Genomic DNA, 15,936 nt, shown 5'->3' with positions numbered 1-15,936 from the left:
TCCGCTCATGAGCTCCACTGCCCGTCCGCTGGTGATTGCGACCGCCTTCGCCTCGAGCCTCGTCGTCGGTCTGCTGGTGCTGTTCTGGGCCATGGGCGGGGTCAGCAAGGTGGCGCAGCCGGCCGCGATCGGCGGCCCGTTCCAGCTCACCGACCAGGCCGGCAAGGCCTTCACCGACAAGGACCTCAAGGGCAAGCCGACCCTGATCTTCTTCGGCTACACCCATTGCCCCGACGTCTGCCCGACCTCGCTGTTCGAGATCTCGGAAGTGCTGCGCGCGATGGGCAAGGATGCCGACAAGGTCAACGCCGTCTTCATCTCGGTCGATCCCGAGCGCGACACGCCGGCGATCATGAAGGACTATCTCGCCAGCTTCGACCCGCATCTCGAGGGCCTGTCCGGCGATCCCGCCGAGACCGCCAAGGTGATCACCTCCTACCGGGTCTATGCCAAGAAGGTCCCGACCAAGGACGGCGACTACACCATGGACCACACCGCGCTGATCTACCTGATGGACCGCGACGGCCGTTTCGTCTCGCCGTTCAACCTGAAGCGCAGCCCCGAAGAGGCCGCGACCGAGCTGAAGCGATATCTCTGAGGCCTCTGGTTAATCACATTCCGCGCTCGCGTTCCCGGCCGGATGGTCTATAAGGCCTTCCGATCCCAATGAAATTCATTCATTTCCGGCCGATGGCTCCATCGCAACAGGCGAAATCGTCCAAATCTGCCCGCGGCTTGCTGGCCGGGCTGGGCCTCGCCGCGTGCCTGCTCACAGGCCTGCCCAACGCGAACGCCCAGGCGCCGGCGAAGCAGCCGCCGGCTGCGCCGCAAGCCACGACCCAAGCTACGCCTCAAGCTGCGCCTCAAGCCGCCCCCCAGGCCGTGCCCGGCTTCTGGGACCCGCGGCGGCGCCCGGAGCGGCCCGATCTGTCGCGCCTGACCGTGATCCGCTTCCTGACCGAGACCGACTATCCGCCGTTCAACTACACCGGTGCCGACGGCAATCCGGCCGGCTTCAACGTCGATCTCGCGCGCAGCCTGTGCGAGGAGATCAAGGTCACCTGCACGGTGCAGATGCGCCGCTTCGAGACGCTGGTCGATGCGCTCACCTCGAACCGGGGCGATGCGATCATTGCGTCCATGGCGGTGAGCCCGCAGCTTCGCGCGCGCGTCGATTTCACCGACCCCTATTACCGCGTGCCGGCGCGCTTCGCCTCGCGCAAGGATGCGGTGATGCCGGAGATCCGGCCCGAATATCTCGAGGGCAAGAAGGTCGGCGTCATCGCGGGCTCCGCGCATGAGGCCTATCTCAAGGCGATGTTCACCGACGCCGAGCTGCACGGCTATCCCAACGACGACAGCTTGCGCAATGCGCTCCGCAAGGGCGAGGTCGATTTCATCTTCGGCGACGCCATCTCGCTGGCGTTCTGGATCAACGGCACCGATTCCGGCGATTGCTGTGCCTTCTCCGGCGGCCCCTTCGTCGAGAGCCGCTTCTTCGGCGAAGGCATCGGCATCGCCGTGCGCAAGGGCAACGACGTGCTGCGCCAGGCCCTGAACTGGGCCCTGTTCCGCGTCTGGGAAAAAGGCCGCTACACGGATCTGTGGCTACGGTATTTCTCGGTGAGCCCGTTTTGATCTTCGCCTCTCCCCGCGTGCGGGGAGAGGCCGGATTGCATCGAAGATGCAATCCGGGTGAGGGGGACTCTCCGCGAGTCCAGCTCTCACCGTGATCGCGGAAGCAGCCCCTCACCCCAACCCTCTCCCCGTAAGAACGGGGCGAGGGAGTAAGAGCGGCGATAGCCGCACCAACTTTTGCATTCCGCGCAAAAATCGCTATTTTCCGCGGCCCGGAGGCCCTTTGATGTCCGTTATCGACCCGAACATGACCCCGAGCGATCTTCGTGCGCTCGCCGAACAATCCAATGCCTGGCCGTTCGAGCAGGCGAAGGCCATTGTCGCGCGGCTGAAGAAAAGCCCGAAGGACGAGGTGCTGTTCGAGACCGGCTACGGTCCCTCAGGCCTGCCGCATATCGGCACGTTCGGCGAGGTCGCGCGCACCTCGATGGTGCGCCATGCCTTTCGGGTGCTGACCGAGGACAAGATCAAGACGCGCCTGCTCGCCTTCTCCGACGACATGGACGGCTTCCGCAAGGTGCCGGACAACGTGCCGAACAAGGATCTGCTGGCGCAATATCTGGGGCGGCCGCTCACCGCGGTGCCCGACCCGTTCTCGAACGAGCATCCCTCGTTCGGTGACGCCAACAACGCGCGCCTGCGCGCGTTCCTGGATCATTTCGGCTTCGACTACGAGTTCGCGAGCTCGACCGTCTATTACAAGTCCGGCCGCTTCGATGCGACGCTGCTCAAGATGCTCGCGGCCTACGACAAGGTGATGGAGATCATCCTGCCGACGCTCGGCCCGGATCGCCGCGCCACCTATTCGCCGTTCCTCCCGATCAGCAAGACCACGGGTGTCGTGCTGCAGGTGCCGATGATCCGCCGCGACGTCCCCGCCGGCACGGTGACCTATGTCGATCCCGATACCAACGAAGAGGTTGAGACGCCCGTCACCGGCGGCAACGTCAAGTGTCAGTGGAAGGCCGACTGGGCGATGCGCTGGGTCGCGCTCGGCGTCGACTACGAAATGGCGGGCAAGGACCTGATCGATTCCGTGAAGCTCTCCGGCGCCATCGCCAGGGCGCTCGGCGGCACGCCGCCCGAAGGTTTCAACTACGAGCTCTTCCTCGACGAGAAGGGCCAGAAGATCTCGAAGTCGAAGGGCAACGGCCTGACCATCGACGAATGGCTGCGCTACGCCTCGCCGGAATCGCTGTCGTTGTTCATGTACCGCGAGCCGAAGGCGGCGAAGCGGCTGTTTTTCGACGTCATCCCGCGCCAGGTCGACGACTATCAGCAATTCACTGATGGCTTCGCGAAGCAGGATGGCAAGCAGCAGCTCGGCAATCCGGTCTGGCACATCCATCATGGCCGCCCGCCGCAGGGCGATATGCCCGTCACGTTCCAGCTTCTGCTGACGCTGGTGTCGTCGTCGAACGCGGAAAACGCCGAGACGCTGTGGGGTTTCATCGGCCGCTATCGTCCCGGCGTGAGCCCGCAGACGCATCCGAAGCTGGATGCGATGGTCGGCTACGCCATCAATTATTATCGCGATTTCGTCGCGCCGACGAAGCAGTTCCGTGTGCCGACAGATACGGAGCGCGCCGCGCTGCAGGATTTGCGCGAAGCGCTGTCGCAGCTTCCGGCGGACGCGTCGGCCGAAGACATCCAGAACGTCGTCTACGAGATCGGCCGCCGCGAGCCGTTCCTCGACCAGGTCAAGAAGGGCAAGGACGGCCGTCCGGGCGTGACGCTCGACTGGTTCAACATGCTCTATCAGGTGCTGCTCGGCCAGGAGAAGGGCCCGCGCTTCGGCTCGTTCGTGGCGGTGTACGGCGTGCAGAACGCGGTCAACATGATCGACGGCGCGCTGGCAAGGAGTGCGTGAGGGGCGGGTTGTTCTAGCCCCACCCACCACTGTCGTCCCGGCGAAGGCCGGGACCCATACCGCGTGATCGCTCGAGGAGTCGCGGTCGTCGTACCGAAGTACAACTGCGACCTTCCGCCAAACCTCTCCCTGTGGTTATGGGTCCCGGCCTTCGCCGGGACGACACCGGTGGTGTGGCGGCCGCTCAACGCCCCTCACTGGCTCGCCCAAACAATCCTTGCGATCCAGGCAACATCACCCGCCGCCATCGCGTGCTCGTCTTGCGTTGCATCGAGTGGCTGCAAGTCCAGCCCCTTCGCCGTGCGGCGCTTCAGCGTCGCGAGCATCAATTCGCCCGCCTTCGTCTTCACCACCACGCGATCGCCCTTGCGGATCGGTGCGCCGGGCGAGACCAGGATGACATCGCCGTCGCGATAGGCGGGCGTGAGCGCATCGCCGGAAATCTCCAGCGCGAAGGCGTGGCTGTCCTCGGCGGCCGGCAATGCGATCTCGCTCCAGCCCTTGCCGGATGGAAAGCCGGATTCGTCGAACGCGCCGTTCGCGCCGGCCTGCGTGATGCCAAGCAGCGGCACGGTGCGGCCGTCGCCGGAATCGTCGCCGATCAGCCTGGCGAAAATGTCGATCGTGGACTCCGCGGCCGCCAGTGCCTTCGCGATCGATTCGGTCGAGGGCCAGCGCTCGCGGCCGTCGGAGGTGACGCGCTTGGACTTGTTGAAGGTGGTGGGGTCGAGCCCGGCCCGCTTGGCAAGGCCGGACGACGACAGCCCGGCGCGCGCGGCCAGGCGATCCAGCGCGCCCCAGATCTGGTCGTGGGTCAGCATCCTCTGCGCTTTGGCCTGTTTGACCATAGAAGGTCCAGCCCGTCGCAACTCAGGAAAACTGTCCTCAAATCAACCGGTTTTCCGTTTTTCGCGCAAGGGGTGGCGGCAAACTCTTGAGTTCAGGGAAGGCGGCCTTTACGGTCGCGCCGGGTTTTAACACCCGCAAGAGACGAAAAAACCCAAAAGACTCAATGGGCTGACTCGACAAGCGGCTCAGCGGCAAACAGGGCTCCGGTAGCGGTGGTCAAGATCTACAAAATCTGTCCGGCCTCGGCCTGGCGCGAGGCGGAACGGCACGGCGTGTACAGCGGCAGCGCGGATGACGCGCGCGATGGATTCATCCACTTCTCGACCGCCGCCCAGGTTCCGGAGACCTTGCGCAAGCATTATTTCGGCCAGCGCGCGCTGTTCCTGGTCGAGGTCGACGGCGACGCGCTCGGAGCCGAATTGCGCTGGGAGCGTTCGCGCAACGACGAGCTGTTTCCGCATCTCTATGGGGAACTCGATCTCGGCGCGGTGCTCTCGGTGATCAATCTCAACATGCGCTCCGATGGCGGCCACGATACCCCGGAGCTCGCCCCGTGATCCGCGCTTTCGATGCTTTCTCGCTGCCGGTGTTGCGCTGGCTCGATCCGGAAGATGCGCACCGCCTGGCGATCCAGGGCCTGCGCTTTCTGCCGCCGGTGAAGCCGCGCAACGACGATCCAAAACTCGCGGTGCGCGCGTTCGGGCTCAACTTTCCCAACCCGATCGGCATGGCCGCAGGCTTCGACAAGAGCGCGGAAGTGCCCGATGCATTGCTGCGGCTCGGCTTCGGCTTCGTCGAGATCGGCTCGGTGACGCCGAAGCCGCAGGGAGGCAATCCGCGGCCGCGGCTGTTTCGGCTGGAGCGTGACGAAGCCGTCATCAACCGCATGGGTTTCAACAATGACGGCGCCGAGGTCGCGCTGCGCCGGCTCGCTGCGCGCGCGGCGAACGGCGGCATCGTCGGCGTCAATGTCGGTGCCAACAAGGATTCGCCGGATCGCGTCGCCGACTACGTCAAGCTGATCGAGACCTTTGCGCCGGTCGCGAGCTATTTCACTGTGAACGTTTCCTCGCCGAACACGCCGGGCCTGCGCAATCTCCAGGAAGGCGCGCTGCTCGACGATCTGCTTGGACGCGTCATCGATGCGCGCGAGCGTGTCAGGCAGAAGGCCGGCGATACGCCGGTGCTGCTGAAGATCGCGCCTGATCTCAGTCTCGCCCAGCTCGACGACGTCGTGCAGGTCGCGCGCTCGCGCAAGGTCGACGGCATGATCGTGTCGAACACGACGATTGCGCGGCCGAGCACGCTGCGCGAGGAAATGCGGTCGAAGGAGCAGGGCGGCCTGTCGGGCCGGCCGCTGTTCCGCCTGTCGACGCGCATGGTCGCGGAGACCTATGTCCGCGTCGAGGGCGCCTTCCCGCTGATCGGCGTCGGCGGCGTCGACTCCGGCGGTGCGGCGCTGACAAAGATCCGCGCCGGCGCGAGCCTGATCCAGCTTTATTCGTCGCTGGTCTACAAGGGCCTCGGCCTCGTCGACGAGATCAAGCGCGACCTCACCTCGACCCTGTTGCGCACGGGGCGCGATTCGCTGTCCGAGATCGTCGGTGCCGATGCGGCGACGCTGACGGCGGAAGACTGGCCGGGGATGTAGTTCTTCGCCTCTCCCCGCGTGCGGGGAGAGGCCGGAATTTGCGTGAGCAAATTCCGGGTGAGGGGGACTCTCCGCGAATCCCGTTCTCACCGTCCTTGCGGAGACTCCCCCTCATCCCGACCTTCTCCCCGCAAGCGGGGAGAAGGAGAAGAAAGGAACGTCGCCCGATACAGCGCCGGATACCGCGCCCCCTGCAATCCGCCGCGTGCCACGTAAAACGCAATCAGCGCGCACCACAGCCCGGTGTTTCCGAACGACTGCAGCGCCAGCCAGATGGCGAAGAAGATCGCGAGCGAGGCCAGCATCAGGTTGCGCATCTCGCGCGCCCAGGTGGCACCGACATAGATGCCATCGAAACCGAAGGCGAACACGCCGGGGACCGGCGCCAGCACGATGAACGGGAGGAACTCGCGCGCGGCGCGGCGAACATCCTCGCTTGCCGTCATGAAGTTGATCAGGTTCGGCCCGAACAGCGCGAACAGCACCGCGACGACGATCGCGAAGCCGAGGCCCCACAGCAGCACCAGCCGCGTCGAATCCGCAAATCCCTTGGCATCGCGGGCGCCAAAGGTGCGGCCGCAAAGCTGCTGGGCGGCGTTGGCGAGACCGTCGAGGAAGAAGGCGCTGACCAGCAGGAAATTGTTGAGCACGGAGTTCGCCGCCAGCGTGACGTCGCCGGCGCGGGCGCCCTTGGCTGTGAAGAACAGGAACACGGTGATCAGCGCCGCGGTGCGGATCATGATGTCGGAATTGACGGCCAGCAGCCGCATCAGCTTGGCACGATCGAACAGCGTTGCGGTGGGAACGGCAAAGCCCCCATCGGCATGGCGCCGGCAGACGATGACGCCAAGCACGAAGCCGATGCCCTCCGACAGCAGCGCGGCGATCGCCGCACCGGCAATGCCGGTGTCGTAGACCAGCACCAGCAGGATCGTCGCGGCCATGTTGATGAGGTTGATGACGACCTGCAGCAGCAGCGCCGGATTGGCGCGAGCCTGTCCGACCAGCCAGCCGAGAATGACGTAGTTGGCGAACGCGAACGGCGACGACCAGATCCGGATCATGAAATAGGTCTTTGCCGCGTGCGTCACGCCCGCGCTGCCGCCCATCAAATCGAACAGCGCACCGGCCAGCGGCAATTGCAGCGCGATCAGTGCGCCGCCGATCAGGCCGGCGACGATGAAGCCGCGCACCAGGATCACGGTCTGCTCGCGCGTCTCGCCCGCGCCGAGCGCCTGCGCGGTGAAGGCGAGCGTGCTCATGCGCAGGAAGCCGAACAGCCAGAACAGGCAGTCGAAGATGACGGAGGCCATCGCGACGCCGCCGAGCAGCGCGGCATCGTCGAGCCGGCCGATCGCGGTGGTCGAGACCACGCCGATCAGCGGCGTCGTCAGGTTCGCGACCATCGCTGGGCCTGCTATGGCGAAGACCTGGCGGCTGCCGACCTTGGGGTGAACGGGGGCGTGCATCAGCTGCGTCTACCCGACCAACCGCCCAATTGCACCATCGCGGCCGGCATGGCGTGCTTGCGCCGGCCGCGCATTTCAAAGGACCTTAGCGGCGCGGCGAGCCGAAGATGCGCGACAACAGCCAGATCGGGATCACGATGACCGCGCCGAGCAGGAAGTAGCGCCACAGCCAGTTCACCGCATCGAAACCGAGATCCCAGATGCGCTGGAACAGCAGGCGAATGCTGATGAGGATGTTCCAGGGATCGAAGCCGATCGCGGCCAGCACGACGCCGACCAGGATCGAGAGCAGCACCAGGCGAAACGCGACCGCCAGCGGCGAGCCGCCGAGAAAGCGGTGCAGGCCATCGCTGTGGCCGGCCGGCAAATCTCTGACGTCGTGGGCCATCTCAAACTCCTTGGGCGGATTCGCCCGGATTATAGGTCACGGCGGGGGACATGGGGAACCCGTAAGGGTGCGTCAATCGGCTTACAGGATATTAATTTGGGCAAGCGCGTGCCGCGGGCTGGCTGCAACCTCTCCCGCAAGCGGGAGAGGGGGCGCACTTGCCATGCCTCACGCCTCAACCTCCGCCGCTTCCGCTTTCAGCATTTTTTCCAGCGTTTCCAGCCGGTCCGCCTCCCGCGGTGGCTTGTCCCAGCGCAGGCGGCTGATGCGGGGAAAGCGCATCGCGACGCCGGATTTGTGCCGCGGCGAGCGCTGCAGCCCCTCGAACGCCACCTCCAGCACCAGCCCCTTGTCGCCCTCGTGCACGACGTGGCGGACGGGGCCGAACTTTTCGGTGGTGTTGCGGCGGACGAAGCGGTCGATCTGCAACAGCTCCTCGTCGGTGAAGCCGAAATAGGCTTTGCCGACCGGCACCAGCTCCTCGCCGCTCTCGGTCTCGGTCCAGACGCCAAACGTGTAGTCGGAATAGTAGGACGAGCGCTTGCCGTGGCCACGCTGCGCATACATCAGCACGGCATCGATGATGTGCGGGTCCCGCTTCCACTTCCACCACTGCCCCTTCGGCCGGCCCGGCACGTAGGGCGCATCGCGCCGCTTCAGCATCACGCCTTCGACGGCGTCAGCATCCTCGCCCGCGCCGGCACTCGCGGGATCGGCGCGCGCGGCGGTGAGTGCGTCCCAACTCGCAAAGGGGACGGTGGGCGAGAGGTCGATGCGGGGATCGCCGAGCTTTGAGATGAAGGTTTCGAGCCGCTCGCGTCGCTCCGCGAACGGCAGTTCGCGCAAATCGTTCCCGTCGTCGCCGAGCAGATCATAGGCGCGCAGATGGATCGGAAATTCCTTGATCAGCTTCGGCGAGACGGCCTTGCGGTTGAGCCGCTGCTGCAGGACGTTGAAACTCTGCACGCGGCCTTCGCGCAGGATCAGCAGCTCGCCGTCGATCGCGCCCAGCAGGCGCAGTGATGGAACGAGGTCCGGAAAACTTCCGGTGATATCCTCGCCGGTGCGCGAATAGAGCCGCGCCGTGATTTGCCCGCGGTCGTCGCGGCCGGCGACCGCCTGCACGCGGATGCCGTCCCACTTCCATTCGGCGACGTAGTCGGCTGGATCGAGGTTTTGGAAATCGCTGTCCTCGATCGCATGCGCCAGCATGACGGGGCGGAACGGCGCGGGATCGCGATTGACCGGCTTCTCGGCGCGGCCTTCCAGCCAGGCGAACAGGTCGAGATAGGGCGGCGTGAGGCCCGGCCAGATCAGCTCGACCTCATGCGGATCCTTGTCGCCAAGCGCCGCGGCAGCCGTCTTCGCCAGCCGCGCGGAGATGCCGATGCGAAGCGCGCCGGTGACGAGTTTTAGTAGGGCCCAGCGGCCGGTCTCGTCGAGCTCGTCGAGCCATCGTTCGAGTTGCTTCGGCAGTTCGCTCTTGCCGAGCGTGCGCAGCGTAGTGACGACTTCGGTGAGGGTTGGGGGAGGCGGGTTGTTGTGGCGTGAGTCAAAAGTGACACCGCCCGTGTGATACCCCTCTCCCTGCCCCTCCCCCACAAGGGGGGAGGGAACGGTGAGAGTGGTGCGTCCATCACTCGCTGAACCATGATCGACTATCGAGGTGAACTGCTGCGGCACGCGCAACTGCGCTCCCTCCCCCCTTGTGGGGGAGGGCGGGGGAGAGGGGTGGCTCGGAAAAGACTTGTCATTGTTGACGATTCTGCGCGGCCACATCAGCGCCACCGTCTCCGAGAGATCACCGACATAATCGTAACTCAACCCGAACAGCACCTCATCGGTGCGCGACGCAATCAAGTCGCGGATCAACGCCGGCTTCGCGTGCTTGAAGCTGAGCGCGCCGGTGAGCGCGGCCAGCGCGTAGCCGCGGTCGGGATCGCCGACCTCGCGAAAATAGCTGGTAAGCAGCCGCAGCTTGTTGTTGCGGCCGGGCTCATAGGCGAGGCGGTCGAGCAGCTCGGCGAAGCGGTTCATGCCTCGGCCTCGCCTTGCATCGGCGGCTCGCTCTCCTCTTCCTCGCCATAACCGACGAGATCGAGCGGTTGCGCCCGCAGGCCTTTCGTCTTGCACCAATGCACCAGCGCATCTTCCTGGCCGTGGGTCACCCAGATCTCGCCGGCGCCGGTCGCGGCGATGGTGGCGGTGAGGCCGTCCCAATCGGCGTGATCGGAGATCACCAGCGGCAATTCGACGCCACCCTGCCGCGCGCGGGCGCGCACGCGCATCCAGCCCGAGGCGAAGGCGGTGACGGGATCGGGGAAGCGTCGCGCCCAGATATCTGATGTCGCCGACGGCGGCGCCAGCGTGATGGTGCCGGCGAATGCCGCCTTCTTCACACCCATCGCCGGCCTGAGCTCGCCGAGCGCGATGCCGCGGCTCTGATAATATTCGGTGATCTTCTCCATCGCGCCGTGCAGGTAGATCGGAGCGTCATAGCCGGCGAGGCGCAGCAGCGCGATTACGCGCTGCGCCTTGCCGAGCGAGTAGGCGCCGACGAGATGCGCGCGCTCCGGAAACAGCGCGACGGAGGCGAGCAGCTTCTTCACCTCGAGGGCCGCATCGCCATGGCGAAACACCGGCAGGCCGAACGTGGCCTCGGTGATGAAGACATCGCAGGGCACCAGCTCGAACGGTACGCAGGTCGGGTCGGGCGCGTCCTTGTAGTCGCCGGAGGCGACGATGCAGGTGTCCTTGCAGGTGACGGCAATCTGCGCCGAGCCCAGCACATGGCCGGCGGGATGAAACTTCACCTTGACGTCGCCGAGGCGGATCTCCTCGCCATAGCTGATGATTTGCGTCGCGCCGGCAAAATTCTCGCCGTAGCGCAGCCGCATCATGTCCAGGGTTTCCTGCGTCGCCAGCACCGCGCCATGGCCGGCGCGGGCATGGTCGGAATGGCCGTGGGTGATCACGGCGCGCTCGACCGGGCGGACGGGGTCGATGTGGAAGCCGCCGGGCTTGCAGCACAGGCCGTCAGCAGTTGGCAGCAGGATGTCTTGCGGGCGCATGATTGGTATATAGGTCGCTCCACCGCATCTTCGAGTCACCACCTGGTTCCCAATGCCGCTCCGCCTGTTTCTGACCTCCGGCGATCTCATGGCCGACCGCCGTTTCGAGTTCGCACGCGACCTCCAGCTCAAGGGCGATCTGCCCGCCGCCGCCGATCTGATCGAGCAGGCGATCGAGCTCGCGCCAAACTTCACCTCCGCCTGGTTCACGCTCGGCGAGATCCGCCAGCAGCTCGGCGAGCGCGACAAGGCGATCGCGGCATTTCGCAAAGCCCGCGAGTCCGATCCGGAGGACCAGCACGGCGCCGGCCTGCATCTGATGCGGCTTGGCGATACCGAGATGGCGGAGATGCCCAAGGCCTATGTGCAGGCGCTGTTCGACCAATACGCGCCGCGCTTCGAGCACGCGCTGATCAACGATCTCGGCTATCGCGCGCCGTCGCTGATCTTCAAGGCGGTGCTGGCCGCGCGCGTCGCGGCGAAGAAGCCGGCGTTTTTCAAACGCACCATCGATCTCGGCTGCGGCACCGGCCTGGCGGCGGCTGCCTTCGCAAAACAGGTCGACTATTTTATCGGCATCGATCTGTCGCCCGGCATGATCAAGGAGGCGCGCGCCACCGAGCTCTACGCCGAGCTCGAGGTCGCCGACATGATCGAAGGCCTGCGCAGCAAGGCGGACGGATACGCGAACCTCGTCGTCGCCGCTGACGCCTTCGTCTATCTCTCCGATCTCGCGCCGGTGCTCACGGAAGCAAGGCGCGTGCTTGCGACCGGCGGCGTGCTTGCCTTCACGCTGGAGACGCATGACGGCGATGGCACTGTTCTCGGCGAAGGCCTGCGCTATGCCCATTCGGCGGAATATGCGCGCGGTGCGATCGCGAAGGCCGGCCTCAAGCTTCTCACACTGGAGCCGTGCTCGCCGCGCAACGAGAACAACGAGCCGGTGCGCGGTCTCGTCGTCGTTGCCGAGAAAACTTGAGTCTAGGCGCTAAACACGCTGCAAATTAAGCGTCATGCGTCGCTCAGCGACGATCTTCCTACTTGCGAGCGGTGCGGCGAAGCCAGCACAATGCGCGCATTAGGGAGAGAAACAACAATGACCAAGAATCCATCGCGGCGCGATGTCAGCGCCGCCGCGCTCGCCACCATTGCCGCATCCGTTCTGCCCGCGCCGTATGTCTGGGCCGCCGAGAAGAAATACGATGCGGGCGCCAGCGACACCGAGATCAAGATCGGGCAGACCGTGCCGCACTCCGGTCCCGGCTCGCTCTACGGGGTGCTCGGGCGCATTGGCGAAGCCTATTTCCAGATGCTGAACGAGAAGGGCGGCATCAACGGACGCAAGATCAAGTTCCTGACCATGGACGACGCCTACAGCGCGCCGAAATGCGTCGAGGCGACGCGCCGCCTCGTCGAGCAGGAGGAGGTGCTGGCGCTCTACGGCTCGCTCGGCACCGCGCCGCAGACCGCCGTGCACAAATACCTGAACTCCAAGGGCGTGCCGCAACTGCTGCTCAACACCGGCGCCTCGAAGTGGAATAACCCGAAAGAGTTCAAATGGACGATGGCGGGCCTGCCGCTCTATCCGACCGAGGCACGCATCCTGGCGCGGCACGTCGTCGCCACGAAGCCGAATGCCAAGGTCGGCATCCTCTACCAGAACGATGATTTCGGTCGCGACTTCCTCGGTCCCTTCAAGAAGGTGCTGGCTGATGCCGGCGGCACCGCATCGGTGATCATGGAACAGACCTACGATCTCACCGATCCCACGGTCGATTCCCAGCTCATCAATCTCTCGAAATCGGGCGCGGACGTTTTCTACAACATCACCACCGGTAAGGCGACGTCGCAGTCGATCCGTAAAGTCGCCGAGCTCGGCTGGAAGCCGCTGCAGCTGCTGTCGGCGGGCTCGACCGGCCGCTCGATCCTCAACGCCGCGGGCCTCGAGAACGCCGCGGGCATCGTCGCCATCCGCTACAACAAGGAGGTCGGTCTGCCGAAATGGGAGAAGGACCCCGACGTGATGGCGTTCGAGGCACTGCGCAAGCAGTACACGCCGGCGATCGATCAGGACAACACCATCGCCTTTGCCGGCTACGGCCAGGCCGTGACCATGGGCGAGATCCTGCGCCGCTGCGGCGACGAGCTCACCCGCGCCAACGTGCTGAAGCAGGCCTCCACGCTGAAGGGCTTCCACTCGCCCTATTTCCTCGACGGCGTCACCTACGACTATACGCCCGACGACTACACGCCGATGAAGACGCTGTTCATCTCGATCTTCAGCGGCAAGGATTGGGATATCTCGGACAAGCCGATGTCGGAGTAGGGACCTCCCCACCCCTCGACGAACCCGCCGGCACGGCTTACCTCTTACGCCGTGCCGCCCCGCATCCTCAAAATACCGGCCGAGCCGGCCGCATTGCTGCCCGAGCGCTTCCAGGCGTGGTTTGCGGCCCGTGGCTGGGCGCCGCGCGAGCATCAGCTCGCACTGCTGGAGAAGGCGCGCGAGGACGCTAGCGCGCTTCTGATCGCGCCGACCGGCGCCGGCAAGACGCTGGCGGGATTCTTGCCGACGCTGGTGGAACTAAGTGCCGCGCCGACCTCTCCCGCGAAATCCGTCGTCTCCACCGGCCGCGCCGTGCAACGCGGCAGCGGCCTGCACACGCTCTACATCTCGCCGCTGAAAGCGCTCGCGGTCGACATCGCGCGCAATCTGGAGCGGCCGGTCGCCGAGATGGGCCTGCCGATCAAGATCGAGACCCGCACCGGCGACACGCCGGTGTCGCGGCGCCAGCGGCAGCGGCGCTATCCGCCGGACATCCTGCTGACGACACCGGAGCAGCTCGCATTGCTGCTCTCCTCCGACGACGCGCCGTTTTTATTTTCCTCGCTCAAACGCATCGTGCTGGACGAGCTGCACGCGCTGGTGACCTCCAAGCGCGGCGATCTGCTCTCGCTGGGCCTGGCGCGGCTGTGGCGGCTGGCGCCGCAGATGCGCGCGATCGGCCTGTCTGCAACGGTCGCCGAGCCGGAATCGCTGGCCCGCTTCCTGGTGCCGCAACCGAAAGAGGCCTGCTCCGCCGACATCGTCATCGCCGGCGGCGCGGCGCCGCCGCAGGTCGAGATGCTCGATACGCGCGAACGGCTGCCCTGGGCCGGTCACAGCGCGCGCCACGCGCTTCCTGAAATCTACGAGCTGATCAAGGCGAACAAGACCACGCTGGTTTTCGTCAACACCCGCAGCCAGGCCGAGATGCTGTTCCAGAATCTCTGGAGCATGAACGACGACAATCTGGCGATCGCGCTGCATCATGGCTCGCTCGACGTCGCGCAGCGCCGCAAGGTCGAGGATGCCATGTCGGCGGGCAAATTGCGCGGCGTGGTCTGCACCTCCTCGCTCGACCTCGGCGTCGACTGGGGCGACGTCGATCTCGTCGTCAATATCGGCGCGCCCAAGGGGGCGTCGCGCCTGATGCAGCGCATCGGTCGCGCCAACCATCGCCTCGACGAGGCCTCGCGCGCGGTGCTGGTGCCGGCCAATCGCTTCGAGGTGCTGGAATGCCGCGTCGCCATCGACGCCATCGCCGAGAACGCACAGGACACGCCGCCGCTGCGCATCGGTGCGCTCGACGTGCTGGCCCAGCACGTGCTCGGCTGCGCCTGCGGCGAGCCGTTTTTCTCCGAGGCGCTTTACGACGAGGTGCGCACTGCGGCGCCTTACGCCGATCTGACGCGACAGGATTTCGACGACGTCGTCGACTTCGTCGCCTCCGGCGGTTACGCGCTAAAAACTTATGAGCGCTTCGCCCGCATCAAGCAGGACAAGGAGGGCCGCTGGCGCGTGGCCAATCCAAAAGTGCGGCAGAGCTACCGGATGAATGTCGGCACAATTGTCGAGGACGACATGCTGAAGGTGCGGCTGGTGCGCTCGCGCGGCGGCGGGCAAGGAAAAGCAGGTGGCGCGACCGGCGTGATCGCGCGCGGCGGCCGATTGCTCGGCGAGATCGAGGAGGCCTTCATCGAGGGCCTGAGCCCCGGCGACACTTTTGTGTTCAGCGGCGAGGTCGTGCGCTACGAAACCCTGGTCGAGGACCAGGTCTATGTCTCGCGCGCGCATGACAAGGATCCCAAGGTGCCGTCCTATATGGGCGGCAAGTTTCCGCTCTCGACCTATCTCGCCGAACGCGTCCGCCGGCTGCTCGATGACGGGCGCGCGTGGAAAGCGTTGCCGGAGCAGGTGCGTGACTGGTTGTCATTGCAGAAGGACGTGTCGCGCGTGCCCGCGGTGCGCGAGTTGCTGGTCGAGAGCTTTCCGCGCGCCAACAAGCATTACATCGTCTGCTATCCCTTCGAAGGCCGTCTCGCGCACCAGACGCTGGGCATGCTGCTGACGCGCCGGCTGGAACGCGCGCGGGCGCGGCCGCTCGGCTTCGTCGCCAACGAATATGCGGTGGCGATCTGGGCGCTCGGCGACATGTCCTTCATGATCCGCAACGGCAGGCTCGATCTCAACGCGCTATTCGATCCCGATATGCTCGGCGACGACCTCGAGGCCTGGCTCGCCGAATCCGCTCTGATGAAGCGCACGTTCCGAAATTGCGCGATCATCTCCGGCCTGATCGCGCGCCGCCACACCGGCGAGGAGAAGAGCCGCCGCCAGGTGCTGTTCTCGACCGATCTCGTCTACGACGTGCTGCGCAAGCACCAGGCCGATCACGTACTCCTGCGCGCCGCGCGCGCGGACGCGGCCACCGGCCTGCTCGACCTGCGCCGTCTCGGCGACATGCTCGCCCGCATCCAGGGCCGCATCACCCACCGGGAACTCGACCACGTCTCCCCGCTCGCCGTCCCCGTGATGCTGGAAATCGGCCGCGAGTCAGTTTATGGCGAAGCTGGCGACGAGCTGTTGGCGGAAGCCGCCGACGAGCTGGTCAAAGAGGCGATGGGATAGAGCAGGTTTTGACGTGACGTTGGGCGCGCTGGTTTCAGAGGATGTCGAG

Annotated in this window: 13 protein-coding genes; 8 read left to right on the top strand and 5 right to left on the bottom strand. The window is 65.6% G+C overall.

What is annotated here, in order from left to right; translation table 11 throughout:
* Nucleotides 1-7: 7 nt before the first annotated feature.
* The 3 genes from NLM31_RS41450 (at nt 8) to NLM31_RS41440 (ending at nt 3,508) form a co-directional block, all read left to right on the top strand.
* Complete coding sequence (locus tag NLM31_RS41450) at nt 8-598, top strand: SCO family protein (protein WP_254134908.1); 591 nt, start codon at nt 8-10, stop codon at nt 596-598.
* A 92-nt stretch (nt 599-690) separates the two neighbouring features.
* A complete protein-coding gene (locus NLM31_RS41445; RefSeq protein ID WP_254196347.1) occupies nt 691-1,638 on the top strand; it encodes a transporter substrate-binding domain-containing protein in 948 nt (315 codons plus the stop codon).
* Between the two features lie 226 nt (nt 1,639-1,864).
* Nucleotides 1,865-3,508: a lysine--tRNA ligase gene (locus tag NLM31_RS41440; RefSeq protein WP_254195935.1), complete on the top strand. Its 1,644-nt coding sequence runs from the start codon at nt 1,865-1,867 to the stop codon at nt 3,506-3,508.
* Between the two features lie 194 nt (nt 3,509-3,702).
* On the opposite strand, the gene NLM31_RS41435 is transcribed toward NLM31_RS41440, so the two are convergent.
* Entirely contained in the window at nt 3,703-4,356 is a 654-nt protein-coding gene (locus NLM31_RS41435; protein WP_254195934.1) for a helix-turn-helix transcriptional regulator, read from the bottom strand.
* A 213-nt stretch (nt 4,357-4,569) separates the two neighbouring features.
* Here NLM31_RS41435 and NLM31_RS41430 point away from each other — a divergent pair, with 213 nt between their 5' ends.
* Complete coding sequence (locus NLM31_RS41430) at nt 4,570-4,914, top strand: DUF952 domain-containing protein (RefSeq protein ID WP_254195933.1); 345 nt, start codon at nt 4,570-4,572, stop codon at nt 4,912-4,914.
* Nucleotides 4,911-6,008, top strand: coding sequence for a quinone-dependent dihydroorotate dehydrogenase (locus NLM31_RS41425; RefSeq protein WP_254195932.1), 1,098 nt, complete (start codon nt 4,911-4,913; stop codon nt 6,006-6,008). Before NLM31_RS41430 ends, NLM31_RS41425 begins: the two co-directional genes overlap by 4 nt.
* An 86-nt stretch (nt 6,009-6,094) precedes the next feature.
* Here NLM31_RS41425 and NLM31_RS41420 read toward each other — a convergent pair whose 3' ends face one another.
* From NLM31_RS41420 to NLM31_RS41405, 4 genes are all read right to left on the bottom strand, one after another.
* The gene (locus tag NLM31_RS41420; protein ID WP_254195931.1) at nt 6,095-7,477 is read right to left on the bottom strand and encodes an MATE family efflux transporter; all 1,383 of its coding nucleotides are present in this window, start codon (nt 7,475-7,477) and stop codon (nt 6,095-6,097) included.
* 85 nt (nt 7,478-7,562) lie between these two features.
* A complete protein-coding gene (locus NLM31_RS41415; protein ID WP_254134902.1) occupies nt 7,563-7,865 on the bottom strand; it encodes a DUF6460 domain-containing protein in 303 nt (100 codons plus the stop codon).
* Between the two features lie 168 nt (nt 7,866-8,033).
* Nucleotides 8,034-9,902: a cisplatin damage response ATP-dependent DNA ligase gene (locus NLM31_RS41410; protein ID WP_254195930.1), complete on the bottom strand. Its 1,869-nt coding sequence runs from the start codon at nt 9,900-9,902 to the stop codon at nt 8,034-8,036.
* The gene (locus NLM31_RS41405) at nt 9,899-10,936 is read right to left on the bottom strand and encodes a ligase-associated DNA damage response exonuclease (RefSeq protein ID WP_254195929.1); all 1,038 of its coding nucleotides are present in this window, start codon (nt 10,934-10,936) and stop codon (nt 9,899-9,901) included. Before NLM31_RS41405 ends, NLM31_RS41410 begins: the two co-directional genes overlap by 4 nt.
* Before the next feature lie 52 nt (nt 10,937-10,988).
* On the opposite strand from NLM31_RS41405, the gene NLM31_RS41400 reads away from it, so the two are divergent.
* From NLM31_RS41400 to NLM31_RS41390, 3 genes are all read left to right on the top strand, one after another.
* Nucleotides 10,989-11,915, top strand: a complete 927-nt coding sequence (locus NLM31_RS41400; protein ID WP_254195928.1) for a class I SAM-dependent methyltransferase — start codon at nt 10,989-10,991, stop codon at nt 11,913-11,915.
* A gap of 117 nt (nt 11,916-12,032) precedes the next feature.
* Nucleotides 12,033-13,262, top strand: a complete 1,230-nt coding sequence (locus NLM31_RS41395; RefSeq protein WP_254195927.1) for an ABC transporter substrate-binding protein — start codon at nt 12,033-12,035, stop codon at nt 13,260-13,262.
* A 51-nt stretch (nt 13,263-13,313) separates the two neighbouring features.
* Nucleotides 13,314-15,887, top strand: a complete 2,574-nt coding sequence (locus NLM31_RS41390) for a ligase-associated DNA damage response DEXH box helicase (protein WP_254195926.1) — start codon at nt 13,314-13,316, stop codon at nt 15,885-15,887.
* Nucleotides 15,888-15,936 lie beyond the last annotated feature (49 nt).

Source organism: Bradyrhizobium sp. CCGUVB4N, from assembly GCF_024199945.1.
Classification (GTDB): Bacteria; Pseudomonadota; Alphaproteobacteria; order Rhizobiales; family Xanthobacteraceae; genus Bradyrhizobium.
Note: the sequence above shows the minus strand (reverse complement) of the source record. Positions and strands in the feature narration are given on the sequence as shown.